The organism is Mesorhizobium sp. M1338 (genome assembly GCF_040318045.1).
Lineage (GTDB): Bacteria > Pseudomonadota > Alphaproteobacteria > Rhizobiales > Rhizobiaceae > Mesorhizobium.
Window position 1 is genome coordinate 1 of sequence record NZ_JAMYLL010000068.1, and the last position, 21,854, is coordinate 21,854.

At 63.9% G+C, this 21,854-nt stretch carries 19 protein-coding genes; 8 read left to right on the forward strand and 11 right to left on the reverse strand.

Annotation, left to right across the window (positions count from 1 at the left end; translation table 11 throughout):
- Nucleotides 1-312 precede the first annotated feature (312 nt).
- Together NKH19_RS30535 and NKH19_RS30540 are read right to left on the reverse strand one after the other, a co-directional pair.
- Complete coding sequence (locus NKH19_RS30535; RefSeq protein ID WP_352873538.1) at nt 313-684, reverse strand: endonuclease domain-containing protein; 372 nt, start codon at nt 682-684, stop codon at nt 313-315.
- Between the two features lie 102 nt (nt 685-786).
- Nucleotides 787-1,965, reverse strand: coding sequence for a TadE/TadG family type IV pilus assembly protein (locus NKH19_RS30540; protein ID WP_352873536.1), 1,179 nt, complete (start codon nt 1,963-1,965; stop codon nt 787-789).
- Between the two features lie 211 nt (nt 1,966-2,176).
- On the opposite strand from NKH19_RS30540, the gene lepA reads away from it, so the two are divergent.
- Nucleotides 2,177-3,982: a translation elongation factor 4 gene (lepA, locus tag NKH19_RS30545; protein WP_352873534.1), complete on the forward strand. Its 1,806-nt coding sequence runs from the start codon at nt 2,177-2,179 to the stop codon at nt 3,980-3,982.
- A gap of 838 nt (nt 3,983-4,820) precedes the next feature.
- Nucleotides 4,821-5,333 (forward strand): hypothetical protein, encoded by a 513-nt coding sequence (locus NKH19_RS30550; RefSeq protein WP_352873532.1) that lies wholly within the window; start codon nt 4,821-4,823, stop codon nt 5,331-5,333.
- Nucleotides 5,334-5,757: 424 nt separating this feature from the next.
- Here NKH19_RS30550 and NKH19_RS30555 read toward each other — a convergent pair whose 3' ends face one another.
- The 9 genes from NKH19_RS30555 to NKH19_RS30595 form a co-directional block, all read right to left on the reverse strand.
- Entirely contained in the window at nt 5,758-7,398 is a 1,641-nt protein-coding gene (locus NKH19_RS30555) for an ABC transporter substrate-binding protein (RefSeq protein ID WP_352983477.1), read from the reverse strand.
- Nucleotides 7,399-7,784: 386 nt separating this feature from the next.
- Nucleotides 7,785-8,732, reverse strand: coding sequence for an alpha/beta hydrolase (locus NKH19_RS30560; protein ID WP_352873528.1), 948 nt, complete (start codon nt 8,730-8,732; stop codon nt 7,785-7,787).
- Nucleotides 8,733-8,743: 11 nt separating this feature from the next.
- The gene (locus NKH19_RS30565) at nt 8,744-9,424 is read right to left on the reverse strand and encodes an isochorismatase family protein (protein WP_352873526.1); all 681 of its coding nucleotides are present in this window, start codon (nt 9,422-9,424) and stop codon (nt 8,744-8,746) included.
- A gap of 346 nt (nt 9,425-9,770) precedes the next feature.
- On the reverse strand, nt 9,771-11,075 hold the full coding sequence (locus NKH19_RS30570; protein WP_352873525.1) for a M24 family metallopeptidase: 1,305 nt from the start codon (nt 11,073-11,075) through the stop codon (nt 9,771-9,773).
- Nucleotides 11,076-11,397: 322 nt separating this feature from the next.
- Nucleotides 11,398-12,369: a GlxA family transcriptional regulator gene (locus NKH19_RS30575; protein WP_352873524.1), complete on the reverse strand. Its 972-nt coding sequence runs from the start codon at nt 12,367-12,369 to the stop codon at nt 11,398-11,400.
- Nucleotides 12,370-12,625: 256 nt separating this feature from the next.
- Nucleotides 12,626-13,798, reverse strand: coding sequence for a trans-sulfuration enzyme family protein (locus NKH19_RS30580; RefSeq protein WP_352873522.1), 1,173 nt, complete (start codon nt 13,796-13,798; stop codon nt 12,626-12,628).
- Nucleotides 13,795-15,216, reverse strand: coding sequence for a pyridoxal-phosphate dependent enzyme (locus NKH19_RS30585; RefSeq protein ID WP_352873521.1), 1,422 nt, complete (start codon nt 15,214-15,216; stop codon nt 13,795-13,797). The genes NKH19_RS30580 and NKH19_RS30585 overlap by 4 nt, the downstream gene beginning before the upstream one ends.
- Nucleotides 15,217-15,549: 333 nt before the next feature.
- Nucleotides 15,550-16,884, reverse strand: a complete 1,335-nt coding sequence (locus NKH19_RS30590; protein ID WP_352873519.1) for an FAD/NAD(P)-binding protein — start codon at nt 16,882-16,884, stop codon at nt 15,550-15,552.
- A 31-nt stretch (nt 16,885-16,915) separates the two neighbouring features.
- The gene (locus NKH19_RS30595; protein ID WP_352873518.1) at nt 16,916-17,389 is read right to left on the reverse strand and encodes an RrF2 family transcriptional regulator; all 474 of its coding nucleotides are present in this window, start codon (nt 17,387-17,389) and stop codon (nt 16,916-16,918) included.
- Between the two features lie 127 nt (nt 17,390-17,516).
- On the opposite strand from NKH19_RS30595, the gene NKH19_RS30600 reads away from it, so the two are divergent.
- The 6 genes from NKH19_RS30600 (at nt 17,517) to NKH19_RS30625 (ending at nt 21,727) form a co-directional block, all read left to right on the forward strand.
- A complete protein-coding gene (locus NKH19_RS30600) occupies nt 17,517-17,840 on the forward strand; it encodes a hypothetical protein (RefSeq protein ID WP_352873516.1) in 324 nt (107 codons plus the stop codon).
- 401 nt (nt 17,841-18,241) lie between these two features.
- Nucleotides 18,242-19,255 (forward strand): taurine ABC transporter substrate-binding protein, encoded by a 1,014-nt coding sequence (gene tauA, locus NKH19_RS30605; RefSeq protein WP_352873514.1) that lies wholly within the window; start codon nt 18,242-18,244, stop codon nt 19,253-19,255.
- Between the two features lie 126 nt (nt 19,256-19,381).
- Nucleotides 19,382-20,155 carry a taurine ABC transporter ATP-binding protein gene (locus tag NKH19_RS30610; RefSeq protein WP_352873513.1) on the forward strand — a complete coding sequence of 258 codons (774 nt, stop codon included), beginning with the start codon at nt 19,382-19,384 and terminating at the stop codon, nt 20,153-20,155.
- Nucleotides 20,152-21,012 (forward strand): ABC transporter permease subunit, encoded by an 861-nt coding sequence (locus tag NKH19_RS30615; RefSeq protein ID WP_352873511.1) that lies wholly within the window; start codon nt 20,152-20,154, stop codon nt 21,010-21,012. Before NKH19_RS30610 ends, NKH19_RS30615 begins: the two co-directional genes overlap by 4 nt.
- A 30-nt stretch (nt 21,013-21,042) precedes the next feature.
- Nucleotides 21,043-21,225 (forward strand): hypothetical protein, encoded by a 183-nt coding sequence (locus tag NKH19_RS30620; RefSeq protein WP_352753872.1) that lies wholly within the window; start codon nt 21,043-21,045, stop codon nt 21,223-21,225.
- A gap of 214 nt (nt 21,226-21,439) precedes the next feature.
- Complete coding sequence (locus NKH19_RS30625) at nt 21,440-21,727, forward strand: GIY-YIG nuclease family protein (protein WP_352753873.1); 288 nt, start codon at nt 21,440-21,442, stop codon at nt 21,725-21,727.
- Nucleotides 21,728-21,854: the final 127 nt, after the last annotated feature.

Below are 21,854 nucleotides of genomic sequence, written 5' to 3' on the forward strand. Positions count from 1 at the left end.
GCCTGGTGTATCGCGCGTCTGGGAGGCTGGAACGGCTATGCAAAGGAGCGACCACCGGGGCCCATCACCTTCTGCAACGGCCTCAGGCGCTTCCACGCCATCGCAGACGGCTTCGCCCTTGCCAAACCAAACTGACCCCGAAGCAAATGTGTGCGCACGCTAGCCCCTTGTGGGAGAAGGTGGATCGGCGCGCAGCGCCGAGACGGTTGAGGGGTGTTGGACGGATTGCCGTCCTTGCCAAGCTGGAACACCCCTCATCCGTCGCCTTCGGCGACACCTTCTCCCACAAGGGGAGAAGGGAAGTCGGAGCCCCTATCGCCACGGCTGGAGACTCGTATCCCGTACATAGGCGATGATGGTATCGCAGACCGCGTTCAAGTCTCTCAGAACGTCATCGTTCCAGAAGCGCAGAATGCGAAAGCCTCTCGCCTCCAGGTCAGCCTTGCGGATCCGGTCAGAATCAGACTCCGCGTGCTGGCTGCCATCGATCTCGATGATCAGGCCAGCTTCGAAGCAGACGAAATCGGCGATGTATTTTCCAATGGGAACCTGGCGCCGAAATTTTATCCGGTCGAGCCTCCGATCGCGCAGTTCATGCCACAACCGGTCTTCCGCTTCCGTCGCTTCACGCCGGAGCGAACGGGCGAAGCTTCGTTTGGCTGGCGGGACAGGTTGATGCGGCATGGCCAGCTATTGCGCTCCGTCCAGCACTCCTCATCCGTCTTGGCGCTGGGCGCCAATCCACCTTCTCCCACAACAAGGGGAGAAGGGAAGAAGCTCAGTCGTCTACTGCGTCAGCACCGTGTTGGAGGGCCGCTTGTTGAAGTCGCACTTGCCGGTCACGCTGTAGAAGAAGTCGGCGTTCGTGACATCAGGCAGTGGAGGATTGTTGCCGCCGTCTTCCCATGCCTGGTCGCTGGTCTGGCTGCAGGGCACAGCGCCGAAGATGTCGACGACCGTGTTGCTGGCAACCTCGACGGGGAGGTATTTGGAAGGGTCCAGGGCCTTTTGTGCCGCAGTGCTGTACCCGGCGCCGAGGTAGAGCCGGTTCGACGTGTTTGCATTGTTCGACTTGAGCGGGTTTACCGGTCCGGACGGCACATCCATCTGCAGATAGAGCTGGTCCATGGTGCTCACATTGACTGTTGCGCCACTGCTGTTTCCGGCGGAATTCGTGGTCGCGCACGTCGTCTTGAAATAGATGGTGGAGCCGATTGTAGTTCCGCTTTTTGCTACCGCGGTGCTTCTGTAAACTCCGGCGGTGGGAGTGAAATCGGTCGTTGACCCTACTGTCGTGCACACTTGGCTCTGAACCAGGGTCTGGGTTGTTCCCGACACAGTGGAAATAGTTGTCGTGCCGTAGCCTTTCGGGTCGGCAGCGGTATAAGTCTTGTTCCCGCTCGTATAGGAATAGTTATAGCCTTTGTAGACATAGTTGACCTTCATCATAGTCGTCGGTGTGGTGCTGGAGGTCGAACCGAAGGGAAGGCCGTACAAGGTCATGGTCTTGTTCCAGTAGCCTGAAACGTGATCGACGTTGAATGTAGCTGCGACCAGTGCGGGCGTCTTGCTCACTGCCGATGAGACGCCAACCGGCACCGTGGTGATCCGGGCGATCTGCATGAACACGGTCGGCATGGCGTAGCTCGCCGCGGCCTGCGCGGTGGCGGTGCCGTTGGCGCTGACATCGAAGGTGTTCAGCGTCGCGGTGCCCTGTCCGCCATTGGCCAAGTAGGAGGCCTGCATCGCCACCTGGCGCTGCGCCTTCGTCGAGGCGGTATCCATCGTGGTGATCGACAGGATCGCGGCATCGAGTGCCGCCTGCTCGGTCGACCTGGTCTGGACCGCCGAGGTGTAGTCGACCGAAAAGCCGACCGCGGTGATCAGCGGAACCATGATGAGAACGAGTATCGGTGCGAACGCGCCGCTCCGCGACTCGATAAACCTGCCTGCAAGCCCCCGCATGCCTTGATCCTTATGTCAGAATATCGCTACCGGCTAACATGGCAGTCCCCAATTATGCTCTAACGGACTTGGTTAATTTATCGATTTTCGCCAAAAGCGCGTAATAAGCGACAAGTGGCTGTGCCGCTTGCTCCGCAACGGCGCCGCACCGCTTGCCCCGGCAGTGGCCGTGCCGCTTGCCGATACAACCTGCCCCTGCTAAACGCGCGCCATGAGCACGCCCCTCGACCACATCCGCAATTTCTCCATCGTCGCCCATATCGACCATGGCAAATCCACGCTTGCCGACCGGCTGATCCAGCTGACCGGCGGGCTGGAGCTGCGCGACATGAAGGAGCAGGTGCTGGACTCGATGGACATCGAGCGCGAGCGCGGCATCACCATCAAGGCGCAGACGGTGCGGCTGAAATACCACGCCAACAATGGCGAGGACTATATCCTCAATTTGATCGACACGCCCGGCCATGTCGACTTCGCCTATGAAGTGTCGCGCTCGCTCGCCGCCTGCGAGGGCTCGCTGCTGGTCGTCGACGCCTCGCAGGGCGTCGAGGCGCAGACGCTGGCCAATGTCTACCAGGCGATCGACAACAACCATGAGATCGTCGTGGTGTTGAACAAGGTCGACCTGCCGGCCGCCGAGCCCGAGCGCATCCGCGAGCAGGTCGAGGAGGTGATCGGCATCGACGCCTCCAACGCCGTGCTGATCTCGGCCAAGACCGGCCTTGGCATTCCCGATGTGCTGGAGGCAATCGTCCATCAATTGCCGCCGCCGCGCGAGGGTGATGCTTCGGCGCCGCTGAAGGCGATGCTGGTCGATAGCTGGTACGACGCCTATCTCGGCGTCATCGTGCTGGTGCGCGTCATCGACGGCGTGCTGAAGAAGGGCCAGACCATCCGCATGATGGGCACCGGCGCCAAGCACCTGGTCGAACGCACGGGCGTGTTCACGCCGGCCCGCATCAATGTCGACGAGCTCGGCCCCGGCGAGTTCGGCTTCTTCACCGGCTCGATCAAGGAAGTGGCCGACACCCGCGTCGGCGACACCATCACCGAGGACAAGCGCTCAACCGCCAAGGCGCTGCCCGGCTTCAAGCCGGCGCAGCCGGTGGTGTTCTGCGGCCTGTTCCCGGTCGACGCCGCCGATTTCGAGGACCTGCGCGCCGCGGTCGGCAAGCTGCGCCTCAACGACGCATCCTTCTCCTTTGAAATGGAAACCAGTGCGGCGCTCGGCTTCGGCTATCGCTGCGGCTTCCTCGGCCTCTTACATCTGGAAATCATCCAGGAGCGGCTGGAGCGCGAGTTCAACCTCGACCTGATCGCCACGGCGCCGAGCGTCGTCTACCGGCTGGCTCTGACCGACGGCTCCATGAAGGAACTGCACAACCCGGCCGACATGCCCGACGTGGTGAAGATCTCGGCCATCGAGGAGCCCTGGATCCGCGCCACCATCCTGACGCCCGACGACTATCTCGGCGGCATATTGAAACTCTGCCAGGACCGGCGCGGCATCCAGGCCGACCTGTCTTATGTCGGCAAGCGCGCCATGCTGATCTACGATTTGCCGCTCAACGAAGTCGTGTTCGACTTCTACGACCGGCTGAAGTCGATCTCCAAGGGCTATGCTTCCTTCGACTATCACCTCACCGACTACAAGGAAGGCGACCTCGTCAAGATGTCGATCCTGGTCAATGAGGAGCCGGTGGATGCGCTTTCCATGCTGGTGCACCGCACGGCGGCGGAAAAGCGCGGCCGGCAGATGTGCGAGAAGCTGAAGGAGCTGATCCCGAACCATCTGTTCAAGATCCCGATCCAGGCCGCCATCGGCGGCAAGGTCATCGCCCGCGAAACCATCTCAGCGCTGCGCAAGGATGTCACCGCCAAATGCTACGGCGGCGACGTCTCGCGCAAACGCAAGCTGCTGGACAAGCAGAAAGAGGGCAAGAAGCGGATGCGGCAGTTTGGGAAGGTGGATATTCCGCAGGAGGCGTTTATTCAGGCGCTGAAGATGGGGGATTGAGAAACCGGCCAGGCGTCCGCACGCAGCGCGGCGCTGAAGGTGTGCGGTGGAGATTAGTCTCCGTCCGGGTATCAAGAATCTTGGTATCCCGCCGTCCGGCTCGCTTGCCACGCCTTTAAACGGATCTTCCGAGGACTAGCATTCCATAACCTAGCGGGTTCAAAGTCTTTTTGCATTTACGTGTCCAATGACGGCTTCTTGCGGATGGAAACTGTAGACACGATGCCCGTAGCCGGCAGCGCCCCTGCTCCACCAGCCGGGATGAAATCTGCCAGACCGCAATTTCTAGAAACGATTCCGTGGCGAACTGGTGAAATGAACCCGCAGCGGCTCTGTTAGTTCATTGCCCGTTCCATGCACATTATGAAATGAACGGGCATCCCACGGTGATGTCCTTCACCGTCTTCAAAAAGATCTGGTCACCGGCCACCCTTTAAGAACACCCCACCCTGACGTATTTGACACAGCCGTTCAGATGATGCCGGGCGTCCGTGACCGGCGCGCCAGACGGGCGGATGACGCCCAGATCCCGCAAGAAAAGTGACGCCGAAGGTTGGTACGAATCCGTACCGACGGCCTTGGCTCAGTTGCTCGTGCCGCGATGGCGGGCTAGAAAAATCGAGCGGCGGACCTCGGTTCGCCAGTGGCCGACGCGGGCTCAGGCAACTGCCTCACCGGCATTCGCGTCGGCCACTCTCCGACCGCTGGCGAGGGCGTGACAAGGCCGGATCGCCCGAGGGCTTCCCGACACTCCGCCGTTTTCCGCTTCGCGCTTCCCTCCGGGCTTTGAGAACGTCCCGCCTGGGAGTATCCTCAGCACGGCTTGGGGAGGCATCACATGCGTTTCACTTCGGACATTGTCGCCGCGATCGGCCTCGCCATCGGCGGCGCTTTTGGCCTCGCCGGCACCTTCGTGGCCAGCGCTCCGCTGCGCGAAACGCTGTGGACGATCGATGGCGTGGCACTGGTGGTGGCGACGGCGCTGCTGACGATGAAATATCAGCGGCTGGGCAATGATTGCGTTGCCGCCGGGTTCCTGACCTTCCTTGCCGGCGAAAGCCTGCTGCTCGCCGGCAATGCGGCGGGGCTGGAGGCCAGCGTGCCCTCCTATGTCGGCGGCATCTCGCTGTGGGCGGCCGCACTTGTCATGGTCAGCGCACCGAAGACTTTCGCCGTGTGGATGCGGCTCACCGCACTCGTGGCCGCCGGGCTGTTCATCGTCTCGGCCGGCATGATCCTCCGGGGCACGCCCTTGCTGCCGACTTCATCGCCGCTGCCCGCCGCCGGCTATCCGTTCCTGGTGCTGACCTTTGTCGGCTGGATCTGGACTTTGGTGAAGACCGAGAGGTAAACGGGCGCGCGCCTGTGTCTGCTTTTGTCGCATGTGAACGGGGCGCTGACGCTGCTGACCTTCTTCCGCAGGGGGAAGGGAAGGCCAACGCTGGCGCTGCCCCTCACCTGCCTGCCGGCATCCTCTCCCCGTATAGAGACGGGGCGAGGGACGATGTCGTCGCCGCTTTCGCCAATCTCCAGCGTTGCAAGGAAAGCGCCGGCGATGCGGCCAGCTACTTTCTCCCCGTCACTATACGGGGAGAAATGCCCGGCAGGGCAATGAGGGGCGGCGCTGACCTGCGATATGCGCACGCTAGCCGGGGCCTCTATCCTCGATCCTGACCCGGTTTTGACTTTGCGAATGGCGTCCTCCACTCCGTCGCTGCTTCGCAGCGCCACCTCTCTCCCCTCCGGAGGGAGAGGAACCCAGGAAGAGCGAAGGCTCAACTCTCCAACCAAACCTTCTCGAAGTGCTGCTCCAGCGCCTGGTGCTGTTCACAGCCTTCTACCCCCTTGCGATACGTGCGGTAGACCGAGCGCCAGTAGGGTTGGATGATGATGCCTGAGTCGCGCAGATTCTGCTCGATCTTGGCCATGATCTCCTTGCGCGCCTTGGCATCGGGCGTGGCCAGCGCCTTGTCGAGCAGTTCGTCGAACTCCTTGTTGGCGTAGGCGCTTTCGTTCCAGGCGGCGCCCGATTTATACGCCAGCGCCAGCACCTGGACGCCGAGCGGGCGGCCGAGCCATTCGGTACAGGAGAAGGGGTATTTGCTCCAGTCGTTCCAGAAGGTGGCGGCCGGCAGTACGGTGCGTTTGATCTTGAGGCCGGCCTCGCGCATCTGCGCGCCGATGGCGTCGCCGGTGCTCTTTTGCCATTCGACATCGACGGAGATGAGCTCGAACTCGTGGTCGGCCTTGCCGGCCTCGGCGAGCAGTTTCTTCGACTGGTCGACGTCGCGCTTGGCCGGGCCGATATCGGCGTATTCAGGGTGCATGGGGCCGACATGGTGGTTGTCGGCGGGCTTGCCGCGGCCGCCGAGGCCAAGCGCCAGCACGGCGGAATTGTCGACGGCAAGCTGGGCGGCGCGGCGCACCTTGACGTCGTCATAGGGCGCGTTGCCGACATTGAAGCGGGCGACGATGGTGGAGCCGGTGGCGATCTCGGAATTCATCAGCCCCATCTGCTCGGTCTGCGAGACGGCGTCGGAGGCGGTCTCGTGGTCGGTGTCGATCTCGCCGGATTCGAAGGCCGACAGCATGGCGTTGGGGTCGGAGCCGTAATCGACCCATTTGATGCCGTCGAGGTGGAACTCGCCCTTCCACCACGGCTTGTCCTTGCGCTTCACCTCCGCACCCGTCTCGGCATCCCAGCCGACCAGCTCGCAGGGGCCGGTGGTGATTGCAAGCGCCTTCTTGGGGTCGCCGTCGCCCTCATAGGAGCGGTGCATGATCAGCGCCGGGTAGTCGGCCATGCCGGCGATCAGCGAAATGTCGGGCTTCGGCAGGTTCAGCTTGATGGTGAAGTCGTCGACCTTGGCGATGCCGCCATCGACGACCTTCTTGGTGTCGGCATTGACCAGCGCGCCCATGCGCGCGGCGACCGAATTGCCTGCCACCGAGGCATCGCACCAGCGGGTGAGGTTGTGGATGACATCGTCGGCGTTGAAGGCATCGCCGTTCGACCAGGAGATGCCCTTGCGCACATGCAGCGTCAGCGTCTTGGCGTCGTCGCTCGCCTCCCAGCTTTCGAGCAGCCAGGGCTCGAAGGAGAAGTCGGTGTTCCAGCGCACCAGATATTCGTTGCAATGGCGGGCGACGTTGGACATCTCGACACCATCGAAGGTGCGCGGGTCCTTGAACCCCTTGACGTTCATGGCGACGCGCAAGACGCCGCCCTTCTTGGGCTCGGCCGCGCGGGCAGGGGTGGGGGCGAGACCGCCCAGCGCCAGGGCGCCGGCGGCGCTGACGCCGAGGCCGGCCATCAGGGCCAGATATTCGCGGCGGTTGAGGCCGCCGGTCCTGAAATCGTCGGCGACGGGTTTGGCTTGCGGGTGCAATTTGCGGTCGGTCAGCATGAATTTCATCGTCGTTCCCCAGTTGTTGGGCGCCCCGGCCGATCGACGGATTCGGGGGCGATGCGATCGCCAGGACGCCATTGCCTGAGGGAATGATAGAGCCGGGTGACGCAGGGGAGTGTTCGGTTTTCCGCAGTGATTGTGCGGTGCTCCGCAATGCGTTGGAGCCGGTTCGTGGCGTCCTGCCCCAGGACTGGCTAGCCGTTGAGTTCCTTCACACCCCCTCTGTCCTGCCGGACATCTCCCCCGCAAGGGGGGAGATTGGCAGTTCATGCGTTCCGCCAGCTTAGAGACGTTGAAGATTAGCGAAGGTCGAGGCGACATCCGATCTCCCCCCTTGCGGGGGAGATGTCCGGCAGGACAGAGGGGGGTGCTGTCCCGCCGACCTCTCAAGGTCAATACGGCCACTCTCCCCGGCCCAGCGCAGCAACCGCTGCAACAATCAGCCCAAACGCTTCCGCCGCGGCCGGCACCGTAGTCCGGGCGCGCAGGAAGCTGTGCACCAGGCGCTTCTCCTCGTGCCACCACGCCTTGCCGCCGGCGGCCACAATACGGTCGCGGTAGGTCTCGCCGTCCGACGACAGCGGGTCGCACTCGGCGGTGACGATCACCGTCGGCGGCAGGCCGGAGAAATCGGTGTCGCGCAAAGGCTGGAAGGTCGGATCGTCCAGTGATTGCCGCTTGGCGGAGCGGACGTCGCGGTAGAAGGCGACGCCGTGCAGTGACAGCAGCGGCGCATCGGCGTGCTCGACATAGGAGCCGGTGCTCTCGTCGCCGCCGAGTTCGGGATAGATCAGCACCTGGCCGATCGCGGCGCGGGCGTGCCGGCGCGTCGCCTGCGCGACCGCTGCCGCGAGATTGCCGCCGGCGCTTTCGCCGCACAGCACAAGCGGCAGATCGGTGGCGGCCGCCACCCATTCGAAGGCGGTGACGGCATCGTCGAAGGCGGCGGGGTGCACATGCTCCGGCGCCAGCCGGTAGTCGACCGACAGCACGTCAAAACCGGTGCCGGCGCAGATCTCGGCGCAGATGTCGTCATGGCTTTCGAGCCCGCCGAGGATGAAGCCGCCGCCGTGGAGATAGACCACCAGCGCCTTCGCGGCCGTGCCGGCAAGCTGGTAGCGGCGGATCGGGATGTCGCGGCCGGCGGCGGCGATCAGGCTGTCGCTGGCCGTGACGCCGGGCGGTCGGCCCTGGTGGAAGGCGCGGCTCATCCGGTCATAGACCGCGCGCTGCTTGTCGATCGGCAGGCCGATGATATCGGGCGGATACCAGGCGTTGACCGCGTCGATATAGGCCCAGAGATCTGGGTCGAGCCGAAGTTCGTATTTGCCGCGAGTCATGCGTTCGGCAGTCATAGGTCGGCGTAAAGTTGGGCCGCGTTGTCGAAGGTGAAGCGCAGCGGCACCGAGCCTTCGACCTGCCAGGCGATGACGGTCTCGCCGGCCAGCAGCCGGCAGGCGCCGTCGGTGTCGGTGACGGCACCGCCATAGAGCCGGTTGGCGAGGTTGAGGATGCCGGTCTGGTGCATGGCCGCACTGCCGCTGCCGCAGGCATCCTTGACCAGCAGCACGCGAAAGCCCTTGGCCACCGCATCCTTCACCGACGCGTCGATGCAGGCCTCGGTCCAGACGCCTGATACGACAAGCCATTCGATGCCGGAGGACTTGATGTCGCGCGCCGCCGGCCCGGTGCGGAAGGCGCTGGCCTCGGCCTTGATCAGCAGGGCCTCGCCCTTGATCGGTGCCACCTCATGGCAGATCTCGGTCAGCGGATCGCTCTTGTCGGAGAAGGCCGACTTGCCGTCCTCACCGACCGGATGGAACGGCCGGTCCTGGCTGTCGAGATCGACGATGTAGGCCCAGTGGTAGAGCGGCACATTGTTTTGCCGCGCCGCCGCCTGCAGGCGCTGGACGTTGGCGAGGATGTTGCTGAAGCCCTCGACCAGGTAGCGGCTGTCCTGCCGGTGCTCTTCCTGCAGGTCGATGAAGATCGCGGCCACGGTGCCGCGCTTGATGGCGATGGGGGTTTTCATGGTTTCCCGTCATCGTCGGACGGCCTCGCTTCGTCAAAAGCCAACGCCGTTCCTTTATCGAGCTGTCGCAAACCGTGGTGATTGGCCGAAGCGCCCCCGACTTCGTCATCCACGGGCGGAGCGGGAGCGAAGCGGACGCGAAGACCCGAGGATCCATGCCGTGAGGTTGGCCGAAGAGTGCAACGGAGCAGATTCCGCACTGTCGCGATGCGTCGGAGTCGCGGCATGGATCCTAGGGTCTGCGCCACGTCGCTACGCTCCTTGCTCCGCCCTAGGATGACGAAGTGATGGGAGGCTACGCCAGCCGGGAAGGTTCGCGATACTTCGCTGAGATAAGCAGCCGCTCTCAAACCTGTTTCTCCAGAAACTCGTCCTCATAGGGAAAGCGCGACAAGAGTTCGGTGCCGGTGTCGGTGATCAGGATCTCGTCCTCCAGCTTGACGCCCTCGCGGCCGCCCTTCTCGCCGATATAACTTTCGACGCTCACCACCATGCCTGGCACGATATGGCCGTCGCGGCCATAGGTTTCGTAGTCCATGGCATGCGCGATGAACGGCGTCTCGCCATGCATGCCGACGCCGTGCATGACCGAGGTGTAGCGCTGGTCGACGAAACGGTCGGGGATCTTCCAGGCCTTCTCGGCGATCTCGCGGAAGGCCATGCCGGGTTTGACGATCGAGATGTTGTGCTGAACCTGGTCGTGCGCCATGCGGTAGAGCGACTTCTGGTAAGGGGTCGGCTTGCCCGGCCCGCAGCGGAAGGTGCGCGAGAAATCGGAATAATAGCCGTAGCAGCCGATCGTGTCGGTATCGAGCGCCAGCAACTCGCCAGGCCGGATCTTGCGGCCGCTGGCCTCGTTGAACCACGGATTGGTGCGCTGACCGGAGGTCAGCAGCCGGGTCTCGATGAACTCGCCGCCCTGGCGGATGACCTCGCCATACATGATGGCGAACAGGTCGTTTTCGGAGACGCCGGGCTTGATCGCCTCGCGCACGGCGTAGACGGCGGCCTCGGCGCCGGCCATCGACACCTGCAGGCACTTCACTTCCTCCGGCGTCTTGACGGCGCGCACCGCGAGGATTTCGCCCTGGCAATCACGGACGTCGCAGCCGCGCTTTTCCAAGGCCAGCGCCTGCAGATGGCTGCAGCGGTCGAGCCCGAGCTTCATCGAGCCGCCGCCATGCTGCTTCAAAAGCTCGGCGATTTCGTCGGCGAAGGGACCGGCTGTCTCGTCGTCGCGGCCGGAAACCGAAGACCAGACCAGCTTGGACGGCCGCGCCTCGTCGATCGTGTCGAGCACCATGGAGACATGGTAGCTCTGCGGGTATTCGAACAGCACGATCGGCCCTTCGGTCGGGATAAAGAAATAGCGGGTCGAGTTGCGCAGGAAATAGCCGAACATGTTGCGCGAGCCGGTGGCGTAGCGCTGGTTGTAGGGGTCGAACAGCACCACGCCGCCATAACCGGCCTTGCGCATCCAGCCGCGCAGCTTGGCCAGCCGGCCCTTGCGCAAGGCATCCGCGTCGATGAAGGACGGCTCGGTGTCCGACAGCCACATGCCGCCGGCCGCATCGGCCGCCGCCGGGTGGCGCATGCGGTCCTTGAAGTCCACGTCCTCGGTGCTGTCGGGGTCGAATACGACGATGCTCATGGGGTACGGCCTTGGCTGGGTTGCGAGGGGTGAGCATGGCGCAAGCGGGGCGGATGGATTGTGCGGAAAACCGCAGGTGTTGTGCGGGATGCCGCGGGGCCCATTGCGGAACGCTGGAGGGACAGCACCTCCCTCTGCCCTGCCGGCCATCTCCCCCGCAAGGAGGGAGATTGGCAGCTTCGATCGCAGGCGCTCGTCCTGCAACACTGGAGATTGGCGAAGGTCGAGGTGACATCCGATCTCCCCCCTTGCGGGGGAGATGTCCGGTAGGACAGAGGGGGGTGCTGTCCCGCCAACATCTCATCGCGTCAGCGAGCGCAAACTAATGCCTCCTCGCCAGCTTCGGCGGATGGCCATGCTCCTCGCGAAAAGCCCGGGCAAAGCTCGACATCGAGGCGAAGCCACAGGCCAGCGCCACGTCGCGCACGGCGAGCGTCGAATGCGCCAGCAGATCGGCGGCGCGCTTCAGCCTGAGGCGCCGGTAGTAGCCATTGGGCGAGATGGCGAGTTCGGAGCGAAAGGAGCGCTCGAGCTTGTCGGAGGAGACGCCGAGCTTCGCGGTCAGCTCGGCCATGCCGAGCCGCTCTTCGACCGCGTCCTCCATGATGGCGATGGCCGACAGCACCAGTTCGTTCTGGACGCCGGTGCGCAGCCGCAGCGGCATCATCTTGCGGTCGATGCTGGAACGCAGTTGGCTGTGCACGAACCATTCGGCGACGCCGGCGGCAAGCTCGGCGCCGTAGTCGCGGGTGATGATCTCCAGCATCATGTCGAGGCTGCCGACGCCGCCGGCGGAGGTGAAGCGCTTGCGGTCGATGACATAGAGGTCGCGCCGCAGCTCGATGTTGGGGAAGGCCTCGGTGAAGGCGGCCTGGCTGGTCCAGTGCAAGGTGCAGGCATGGCCGTCGAGCAGGCCCGCGCGGGCGAGGAAGAAAGCCGCATCCGCCACCGCGCCGATATGGGCGCCATTGCGCAGGCTCTTGCGGATCCAGCTTGCCGCATCCTCGGCGACGAGGTGGTCGGCATCGCCACCCGAGCAGACGACGATGCGGTCGACCTTCGGCGCATCCTCGGCATAGAACCCCGGCTGGATGACGACGCCGTTCGAAGCCTCGACCGGGCCTTGGGTGGCCCCGACGATGATCCAGCGATAGCATTCCCGCTTCGCCAAGACATTGGCGGCGCGCAGCGGCTCGATGACCGAGCTGAACGCCATCATCGGAAATCCGGGGAAGACCAGCACCGCGAAGGTGACGGGTGTTTCGGTGGGTCTTGATGGTTCGCGTGTGGCCATGGGGCGCTACAATTCGGGCAGATGGGGTTCGGGGTCAATTGGGCCAAGTCCATGATCATGAGACGTTGGCGCTGCCCCTCACCTGCCTGCCGGCATCCTCTCCCCGTAAACGGGGTGAGGGACGCTGTCATCGATGATTTCGCCAATCGTGTTTGGCTTCTTTCGCCCCGTTTACGGGGAGAAATGTCCGGCAGGACAATGAGGGGCGGCGCTGACGTCGACAAGTATCATCCTGACTTACGCCGCATGGATCGAGCTAACCCCCCAGCGCCTGCTCCAGATCGGCAATCAGATCATCGCCATCCTCGACACCCGCCGACAGCCGCACCAGCGAATCCGAAATGCCGATCTCCGCCCGCTTTTCAGCCGGGATGGACCCATGTGTCATCAATGCCGGGTGCTCGATCAGGCTCTCCACACCGCCGAGGCTTTCGGCGAGCGTGAACAGCTGCGTGCGCTCAAGGAACTTTTTGGTGCCGGCGAGGTCGCGATCCAGCACGGCTGATATCATGCCGCCGAAGGCGTGCATCTGCCTGATCGCGATCTCATGCTGCGGATGGCTGGCGAGGCCGGGATAGATGACGCGGCGGACGTCGGGGCGCGCTTCCAGCCACTGCGCGATCTTGAGGCCATTCGACGAATGACGCTCCATCCTGAGCGCCAGGGTCTTCAGGCCGCGCAGCGCCAGAAAGCTGTCGAACGGGCCTGAAATGGCGCCGATGGCGTTCTGCAGGAATTTCAGCTGGGCGGCCAAATCCTTGTTGTCGCCGACAACAGCCACGCCGCCGACCATGTCGGAATGGCCGTTGAGATATTTGGTCGTCGAGTGCACGACGATGTCGATGCCGAGCTCCAGCGGCCGCTGAATATAGGGGCTGCAAAACGTGTTGTCGGCGACCGTGAGAACCCCCTTGCGCCTAGCGAGGGCCGCGACGCCTTCGAGGTCGACGATGCGCAGCAGCGGGTTGGTCGGCGTCTCGACCCAGAGCATTTTCGTTTCCGGGCGGATTGCCGCCTCGACTGCAGCAAGATCGGTGAAGTCGACGAAACTGACCTGCAGATTGGCCGAGCGTTTTCGCACCCGCTCCATCAAGCGGAAGGAACCGCCATAGATGTCGTCGGTGGCGACGATATGCGCGCCGGAATCGAGCAGCTCCAGCACGGTGGCGATCGAGGCCAGGCCGGACGCGAAGGCGAAGGCGGCCGAGCCGCTTTCGAGGTCGGCCACGGCGCGCTCGAAGGCAAAGCGGGTCGGGTTCTGGCTGCGGGCATACTCAAAGCCCTTGTGCACGCCGGGCGACTGCTGGGCAAAGGTCGAGGTGGCGTAGATCGGCACCATCACCGCGCCGGTCAGCGGATCGTGGCTCTGGCCGCCATGGATGGTGCGCGTCGAGAAGGCCAGGCGGTTCTTGCCGGGTGGTGAAGTCATCGTGCGCGCCTCAGATGGTTGATCAGGTCGATGCGGGTAATCAGGCCGACGAACTCGTCGCCGTCGAAGATGATGGCGACCTCGTTGCGGTCGAACACCGGCAGCAGCGCATCCAGCGTCTGGCTGGCCTGCAGCGTGTGCAGATTGGAGGTCATGGCCGTGCGCACCGGGGCGTTGAAACGCTCCCAGCGGCCGTCATAAGGGCCGTCGACCTTGGCCAGGATATCGCTTTCGTCGACGATGCCGACGAGCTTGCCGTTGTCGAGCACCGGCAGCTGCGAAACATCGGAGCGGCGCATGCGGCCATAGGCGTTGAGCAGGCTTTCGTCCGGGCCGACATAGACGGTGTCGCCGGTGCGGTGCGAGCGCATCACCAGGTCGCGCAGATCGCCATGCTGCTCGTGCTCGGCCAAGCCCTGCTCGGCCAGCCAGAAATCGTCGAACACTTTCGACAGATATTTGTTGCCGCTGTCGCAGACGAATGTGACGACCCGTTTCGCGGAGGTCTGCTCGCGGCAATAGCGCAGGGCGGCCGACAGCAGCGTGCCCGACGACGAGCCGGCCAGGATGCCTTCCTTCGACAGGAGGTCGCGCACGGCCAGCATGCTCTGCTTGTCGGGAATGGAGTACGCCTTTTTGACCAGCGACAAATCGGCATTTGGCGGCACGAAATCCTCGCCGATGCCTTCCACGGTCCAGCTGCCGGCCTCCTCCATCTTGCCGGTCTTGATCAGCGGCGCCAGCACAGAGCCGACCGGATCGGCCAGCACCATCTCGGTCTTCGGCGACACCTTGGCGAAGTAGCGGCCGAGCCCGGTCAGCGTGCCGCCCGAGCCGACGCCGACGACCACCGCGTCGACGTCACCGTCGAGCTGCGAAAAAATTTCCGGACCGGTGGTGGTTTCATGCGCAAGCGGGTTGGCCGGATTGGCGAACTGGTTGGCATAAAAGGCGCCGGGCGTTTCCGCCGCGATCTTCTCGGCCATGTCCTGGTAATATTCCGCATGGCCCTTGCCGACATCGGAGCGCGTCATGCGCACCTCGGCGCCGAGCGCGCGCAGATGCTGGATCTTTTCGCGCGACATCTTGTCGGGCACGACCAGCACGATGCGGTAGCCTTTGGGGATGCCGACCTGGGCGAGGCCGAGGCCGGTATTGCCGGCGGTCGCCTCGACGATGGTGCCGCCGCGCCGGAGCTTTCCCTCTCTCTCGGCCGCGGCGATCATCGACAATGCGATGCGGTCCTTGATCGAGCCGCCGGGGTTCTGGCTTTCGAGCTTGATGAACAGCCGGCATTTGCCGGCGTCGAACTTGGTCAGCTCGACCACCGGCGTCTGGCCGATCAGGTCGAGAACCGACTTATAGGGCGGACGCAGGCGCGACAACGCGTCGGCCGCGGCGATCTCGTGCTCGCTCATATCGATGCTCCATGACCAAGCGACCGCCTCGAGGCAGAGCGGCAGCGTATCCTCTTTTCCAGCCCTTTGCTGTCGGAAAGAAGATAGATCGTGCCAATCAACCGGCCAGATGCGGAATGAAATTCCTCCTCAACCTCGTCATCCTCGGGCTTGACCCGAGGATCCATGCCGTGACGGAGACCGAGGAATCCAGCGATCCGGAACTATCGCACCAACTCGCCCAGGAGTCTTCCGCACCGCTGCGAAGCGGGCAGGTCGCGGATCCTAGGGTCTTCGCCGCGTCGCTTCGCTCCTTGCTTCGCCCTAGGATGACGAAACCATAGCACGGCTGCCTCAGCCCAACAGCCGCTTGCTCAGCCTCGCACACTGGACGCGGATGTCCGGGATGGCGTCGATCTCGAAGAAGGTGCCGCGCGTCAGCGGGCCGACGGCGAGGATCTTGGCCGAAACGGTTCCGTCGCCGGCGATGATCTCGCAATTGGCCGACACGTCGAGGCCGATGCGCAGCGGATCCGGCCGCGCCAGGCCACGATCGACCAGCGAGCGCACGACGCTGTTCGACGAGGTCGAGATGTCCCTGACGATACCAGAGCAATCATAGATGCGGGCGACCTCGAATGTCTCGAGGCGCTGGGTGTGGCGCGACTGGATCTGGACGGTGAATTCGCCATTCTTGGCGATGTCCACGACGCGACCGGCGACCAGGCGGATGCGGCCGGATTGCACGGCTTCCGTCACCCTCGCATAGACCTCGGGCGCCATGCGATGGCGATGGATGTCCCACCAGGCCTTGGTATGCTCGACGAAGCGGCGCTTGGCGGAAGCCGGCCAGTTCTGCCAGATCTTCTGGTTGAACGGCCGCAGGCCGTCGACGACGTCGCGCCAGTCGATGCCGGCCTTCTGGTTTTCCTTGATCAGGTCGCGGAACCAGCCGACGAAATAGGACAATTGGGTGCCGAGCGGAATGTCGGCGACGTCGAGCTTGATCGGATTGCCCTTGCGATGCGGCGAGGGCAGCAGGCCGCGCCGCGACACGGCTATGATGTCGCCGCGGTGGCCACGCTGTTCCAGCGCCAGGAAGGCGTCGACCATGCTCAGGCCTGTGCCCAGCACCATGACGCTCCTGTCGGGGGGGAGCGCGGTGTCGGCTTCCGAGCCCATCCTGATGGCATGGCCTTGCGCCGGCTCCTCGTCATGGCCGGTCGCCAGCACGGCCAGATGCGCAACGACGCTGGTGCCATTGGCCAGCGCGGCCTCGACACCGGAAGCGGTGGGCGTGATCAAAAGGCTTTCCTCGTGGATCAGACGCAGACGGCCACTCTGCTTTTCACGCGCCTCCAGCTCGTCTAGCAACTCGCCGAGATAACGGGCGTAGATGCTGCGCGGCGCGTAGACCGGCGCCTGGTCCTGACTTGCCAGGCCGCGCTCCAGCAGCCAGCGCCAGAAATTGCCGGGATCGTCGGCATAGGCGCTCATGCCGGCGGCACTGACATTGAGCACATGCGCCGACAGCAGCGTCGAATAGGCGATGCCCTGGCCGAAATGCGGGCGCTTTTCGATCAGCGTGACGCGCAGGTCGGGATTGGGCGATTTCAGCAGATGCGCGGCCAGCACGACGCCACTGGCGCCGCCGCCGACGATGATGATCGAGTTGGCGCGCCCGGTCATAAGCCTGCCCGCAATGTGCGCGGCGCCAGTGTCAGGCCTGGACCTTCACGTCGACCGCCAGGTCGATATCGCCCGCGACCGGAAGGTCGTCGAGGGCGATGTCGCGCATCTCGGCGAGGCTGCGCTGATCGAGCACCTCGGCGATCGCCTGCCGGACCTCGAGCATCAGATGTCGGACTTGGCATGTCGCCTCGTTGCAATCTTCACAGCGCTGGTACTGGGTGCGGCTGGCGCAAGGAATCGGCGCCAGCGGCCCATCGAGGACGCGCACGACATGGCCGACCTTGATCTCATCGGCGGGGCGCGCCAGGCGGTAGCCGCCATCCTTGCCCTTGCGGCTCTGGACGAAGCCGGCATTGCGCAGCTCGCCCAGGATGGCGTCGAGAAACTTCTTCGGGATGTTGTTGCCGATGGCGATGTCGTTGACGAAGGCGAGCTGTCCGGCCGGCAATCGCGCGAGGTGGACGAGCGCCTTGAGGCCGTACTTACCCTTTTTCGTGAGCATGAAATCAAAATTTCTCTGTCATGCGACGGCATGGAACCATCGGTTGCCCAACGCCTGGTGGGCGTCCCCGCCGCGTCCAGACTGCCATGACACATAAATTCTAGTGACATGATGTACAAGCCGAGGAATGTTGATTTTGCTTCGTTTTCAAGCCGCTGCGGCCATTTTGACCAGCCTTTGTGCCCTCGAAAGCACAAAAATGCGCTGCGACGGCAGCGGGATGGCAAATGGTCCTCCAGGGCCGGATGTGGCCGGCATCGACCGACGCGACGGCGAAAGCCGATCCATGCCGCTAGCGATCATGGTGATGTGGTGGCCGCTCATCGTCGACTCCAACTACCTCATGTCGATAAGAATACTATACTTACCCCCGAACACGTGGAAGATATTTTCGAATCGAGGGCCGTTCGAGGCATGGATTTGCCTGATTTGGATTGATGGAGGAATTTAGGTTCGTGATTGGCGGCGCAGAATTGAGAGGCTGGCGGGACAGCACCCCCTCTGCCCTGCCGGGCATCTCCCCCGCAAGGGGGGAGATTGGCAGCTTCGGCGCTCCGCTCTTCTTGCAACGCTGGAGATTGGCGAAAGCCGGGATGACAGGCGATCTCCCTCCTTGCGGGGGAGATGTCCGGCAGGACAGAGGGGCGTGCTGTCCCGCCGGCATTAAAAGGTTCGCCCTGCGCGACGCCTGATGTTTGCCCGCCGTAGCTGCCCTATCCGCCTCGCCACCTCACCACCGACGACTTTTTTCTAACAAGCCCGCCTTCGTTGGAAGGATTTAACTCTACAAGAGCGATAGAATTAGCTGACTATCATGGGGCATTCCGATTTTTCTCTTCTCAGGAGCCCTTCATGTCCACCATTTCGCGACGCATTGTTCTGCTCTCGTCGGCGGCACTTGCCGGTGCCGCCTTCCTCGGCCCGGCCTTTGCCGACGACCTCAAGATCACCATCGGCTACCAGACGGTGGTCGAACCCTCGAAGGTGCCGCAGGCTGACGGGGCCTATGAAAAAGCGACGAAGGCGGCGATCGATTGGCGCAAATTCGATTCCGGCGCCGATGTCATCGCCGCGGTCGCATCCGGCTCGGTCGACATAGGCTATGTCGGCTCGAGCCCGCTGGCGGCGGCGGCAAGCCGCGAGCTGCCGATCCAGACCATCTTCGTCGTCGGCCTGATCGGGCAATCCGAGGCGCTGGTGGCGCGCAACGGCGCCGGCATCGAGAAAGTCGCCGACCTCGCCGGCAAGAAAGTCGCCGTGCCTTTCGTCTCGACGACGCATTACAGCCTGCTCGCCGCGTTGAAGCACGAGGGCGTCGATCCGAAGTCGGTCGAGATCCTCAACCTGCGGCCACCGGAGATCGCGGCGGCCTTCTCGCGCGGCGATATCGACGCGGCCTATGTCTGGGATCCGGCACTCGGGCAGATCAAGACGACGGGCAAGGTTGTGCTGGATTCCTCGCAGGTCGCGGCCTGGGGCGCGCCGACCTTCGACGCCTGGATCGTGCGCACCGACTTTGCCGAAAAGAACCCCGAGGCCGTGCGCGACTTCGTCAAGGTAACGGGTGCGGCCTATTCCGAATTCCTCGCCAAGCCTGATGCGTGGTCGGTTTCGTCGCCACAGGCGGCCGCGATCGCCAAGCTCACCGGCGCCAAGCTGGAAGAGGTGCCGCAGCTGCTCAAGGGCTATGTCTTCCCGACGCTGGAAGAGCAGGCTTCGGACAAATTCCTCGGCGGCGGCACGGTCAAGGCGATCGAAGCGGCGTCCGCCTTCCTCAAGGAGCAAGGCAAGATCGACGCCGTGCTGCCGGACTATTCGAAATATGTGTCGTCGAAATACGTCACCCAGGCGCTGGCCTCGAACTGAGCGCCTGACACCAACTGAACGCGCGCGGATCTTCTTCCCTGACGCCGCGTGCTGCCTGCCCCGGAACCGCTGACGAGGAGCTGTTCCGGGGCAGTCGGATTTTCCTTCCAAATCGGCGAGGCACCCATGCCGCATCTCGTACTGGACAAGGTCTCGATCCAATATGACTGCCAGGCAGCACCGGCCGTCGAACGGGTTTCGATCGATATCGCCAGGGGCGACTTCGTCGTGCTGGTCGGCCGTTCCGGTTGCGGCAAGACCTCGCTGCTCAATGTCGCCGCCGGCCTTGTCGCGCCGGCGCGTGGGCGTGCCTCCATCAACGGCAGGCCGATCACAGCACCTGGCTCGGACCGGGCGGTGGTGTTCCAGAACGATGCGCTGTTTCCGTGGCTGACCGCGCGCGAAAACGTTGCCTTCGCGCTGCGGCTGCGCGGTGTCAGACCGGCCGAGCGGGCGCGCCGCGCCGATGAACTTTTGGCGCTGGTGAAACTCAACGACGCCGGCGACAAGCGCATCTGGGAGCTTTCCGGCGGCATGCGCCAGCGCGTCGGCCTGGCTCGCGCCCTGGCCGCCGAACCCGAATTCCTGCTGCTCGACGAGCCGCTTGGCGCCCTCGACGCGCTGACGCGCGAGCGCATGCAGACGACGCTGCTCGATCTGTGGACGGCAAGCGATGTCGGCGTGCTGATGGTGACGCACGGCATCGAGGAGGCGCTGGTGCTCGCGACCCGCATCGTCGTGCTGGCGCCCGGCCCGGGCCGCGTGGTGCGGAGCTTCGAGCCCGGTTTCTCCAGGCGCTACGCGTCCGGCGAAGCCATTCGCACCATCAAGGCCGATCCGGCTTTTGCCTCGGCTCGAGGCGAACTGACCGATGCGATCTTCGAAGGAGAGGCGGCATGACCGTTACCTCCTACACGGAACGGCCGGAACACAAGATCGACGAAGCGGACGGCCTGTCGGTGCCGTGGTCGCGGCCCAGCCCGAAGCGCAAAGGCATTTCGGCGCGGGCGGTCAGCGCGGTCACCATCCTGATGGTGCTGGCCCTGTGGGCGCTGTCGGCCCGCCTGCAATTGGTGTCGCCGGTGTTCCTGCCCTCGCCGCTCGCGGTGTGGACCAAATTTATCGTCGTCGCTCGCGACGGCTTCGTCGATGCGACGCTGCTGCAGCATGTCGTCGCCAGCCTGGGCCGAGTCTTTGCCGCGCTGGTCGCCGCCATCCTCGTCGGCGTGCCGGTTGGTCTGGCCATCGGCATCAGCACGGTAGGACGCGGCATCTTCGATCCGCTGCTGGAATTCCTGCGGCCGATCCCGCCGCTCGCCTATCTGCCGCTGGTCATCATCTGGTTCGGCATCGGCGAGCCGTCGAAGATCCTGGTCATCGCCATCGCTATGCTGGCGCCGGTGGCATTGTCGACCGCGTCCGGCGTTCGCGGCGTCTCGCAAGAGCGCGTCAACGCGGCGCGCTCGCTTGGCGCGACTCGAGCACAGGTGGTCCGCCATGTCGTCCTGCCCAGCGCGCTGCCCGCGATCCTGACCGGCCTGCGCATCGCGCTCGGCGCCGGCTGGTCGACGCTGGTCGCCGCCGAACTGGTGGCGGCGACGCGCGGGCTTGGCTTCATGATCCAGTCGGCCGCCCAGTTCCTCGTCACCGACGTGGTGGTGATGGGCATATTGGTGATCGCGGCCATCGCCTTCGTGCTCGAATTCACCATCCGCAGGATCGAACGGGTGCTTGTCCCGTGGGCGGGACGGGAGTGATTGGAACCGGAAGAGCAGGAGAGGATGACGATGACCCATTCCACCGCCGTGCTGTTCGCCCAGGTCGGCAACTGGCTTCTCGCCCGGACCAGGGAAAGCCAGCCGCTTGAACAACCGAAATCGCCGGCGCCGGTGCGCTGGGACGCCGAGCGCGACCGGCTGCCGCCGCGCGACGAGAGTTTCTACTGGGCCTGGCAATATTGGTCGCAGTGAGGGGGCGGCGGGTGCTTGGCGAGTTGATCGCCATTTAGCCCAATTGGACGCCTCGAGGCTGGCCGAAACAACCCTTCCCTTCGTCATCCTAGGGCGAAGCAAGGAGCGAAGCGACGCGGCGCAGACCCTAGGATCCATGCCGTGACATTTGTCATAGAATGCGGCGGATCAAAATGGCGCTTGTGCGCGTACCGACGCTCGCTACCCTGAAACCATGACCGGTTACGTCTATATGACCGCAAGCCAGAAGCGCGGCACGATCTATATCGGCGTCACCAACGATCTTGGTCGCCGCATGCCGGAGCACAAATCAGGCACCGGCTCACGCTTCACCAGCCATTACGGTGTGCAGCGGCTGGTCTGGTACGAAGAGTATTTCGACATTACCGACGCCATCCAGCGCGAAAAATCACTGAAGCGCTGGCCACGACAATGGAAGATCGAGTTGATCGAGAGAGCCAACCCGGAGTGGTTCGAACTCTTTCGTGGAACCGGCTGGTAGGCGCTCGGTCCCTTGCACCGCCGGAGCATAGCATCACCGTCACGGCATGGCAACTGTGTTCATGCGAAAGCTTTTTTGTCTCGAATGATGGCGTTTAGGACGACGAGAAGCTTCCTTGCGACGGCGA

Bases quoted from the DNA above. Each gene is read 5' to 3' on its own strand.
- NKH19_RS30535 (WP_352873538.1), bottom strand. From the start codon at position 684: ATGCCGCATCAACCTGTCCCGCCAGCCAAACGAAGCTTCGCCCGTTCG.
- NKH19_RS30540 (WP_352873536.1), bottom strand. From the start codon at position 1,965: ATGCGGGGGCTTGCAGGCAGGTTTATCGAGTCGCGGAGCGGCGCGTTC.
- lepA (WP_352873534.1), top strand. From the start codon at position 2,177: ATGAGCACGCCCCTCGACCACATCCGCAATTTCTCCATCGTCGCCCAT.
- NKH19_RS30550 (WP_352873532.1), top strand. From the start codon at position 4,821: ATGCGTTTCACTTCGGACATTGTCGCCGCGATCGGCCTCGCCATCGGC.
- NKH19_RS30555 (WP_352983477.1), bottom strand. From the start codon at position 7,398: ATGAAATTCATGCTGACCGACCGCAAATTGCACCCGCAAGCCAAACCC.
- NKH19_RS30560 (WP_352873528.1), bottom strand. From the start codon at position 8,732: ATGACTCGCGGCAAATACGAACTTCGGCTCGACCCAGATCTCTGGGCC.
- NKH19_RS30565 (WP_352873526.1), bottom strand. From the start codon at position 9,424: ATGAAAACCCCCATCGCCATCAAGCGCGGCACCGTGGCCGCGATCTTC.
- NKH19_RS30570 (WP_352873525.1), bottom strand. From the start codon at position 11,075: ATGAGCATCGTCGTATTCGACCCCGACAGCACCGAGGACGTGGACTTC.
- NKH19_RS30575 (WP_352873524.1), bottom strand. From the start codon at position 12,369: ATGGCCACACGCGAACCATCAAGACCCACCGAAACACCCGTCACCTTC.
- NKH19_RS30580 (WP_352873522.1), bottom strand. From the start codon at position 13,798: ATGACTTCACCACCCGGCAAGAACCGCCTGGCCTTCTCGACGCGCACC.
- NKH19_RS30585 (WP_352873521.1), bottom strand. From the start codon at position 15,216: ATGAGCGAGCACGAGATCGCCGCGGCCGACGCGTTGTCGCGCCTGCGT.
- NKH19_RS30590 (WP_352873519.1), bottom strand. From the start codon at position 16,884: ATGACCGGGCGCGCCAACTCGATCATCATCGTCGGCGGCGGCGCCAGT.
- NKH19_RS30595 (WP_352873518.1), bottom strand. From the start codon at position 17,389: ATGCTCACGAAAAAGGGTAAGTACGGCCTCAAGGCGCTCGTCCACCTC.
- NKH19_RS30600 (WP_352873516.1), top strand. From the start codon at position 17,517: ATGTTGATTTTGCTTCGTTTTCAAGCCGCTGCGGCCATTTTGACCAGC.
- tauA (WP_352873514.1), top strand. From the start codon at position 18,242: ATGTCCACCATTTCGCGACGCATTGTTCTGCTCTCGTCGGCGGCACTT.
- NKH19_RS30610 (WP_352873513.1), top strand. From the start codon at position 19,382: ATGCCGCATCTCGTACTGGACAAGGTCTCGATCCAATATGACTGCCAG.
- NKH19_RS30615 (WP_352873511.1), top strand. From the start codon at position 20,152: ATGACCGTTACCTCCTACACGGAACGGCCGGAACACAAGATCGACGAA.
- NKH19_RS30620 (WP_352753872.1), top strand. From the start codon at position 21,043: ATGACCCATTCCACCGCCGTGCTGTTCGCCCAGGTCGGCAACTGGCTT.
- NKH19_RS30625 (WP_352753873.1), top strand. From the start codon at position 21,440: ATGACCGGTTACGTCTATATGACCGCAAGCCAGAAGCGCGGCACGATC.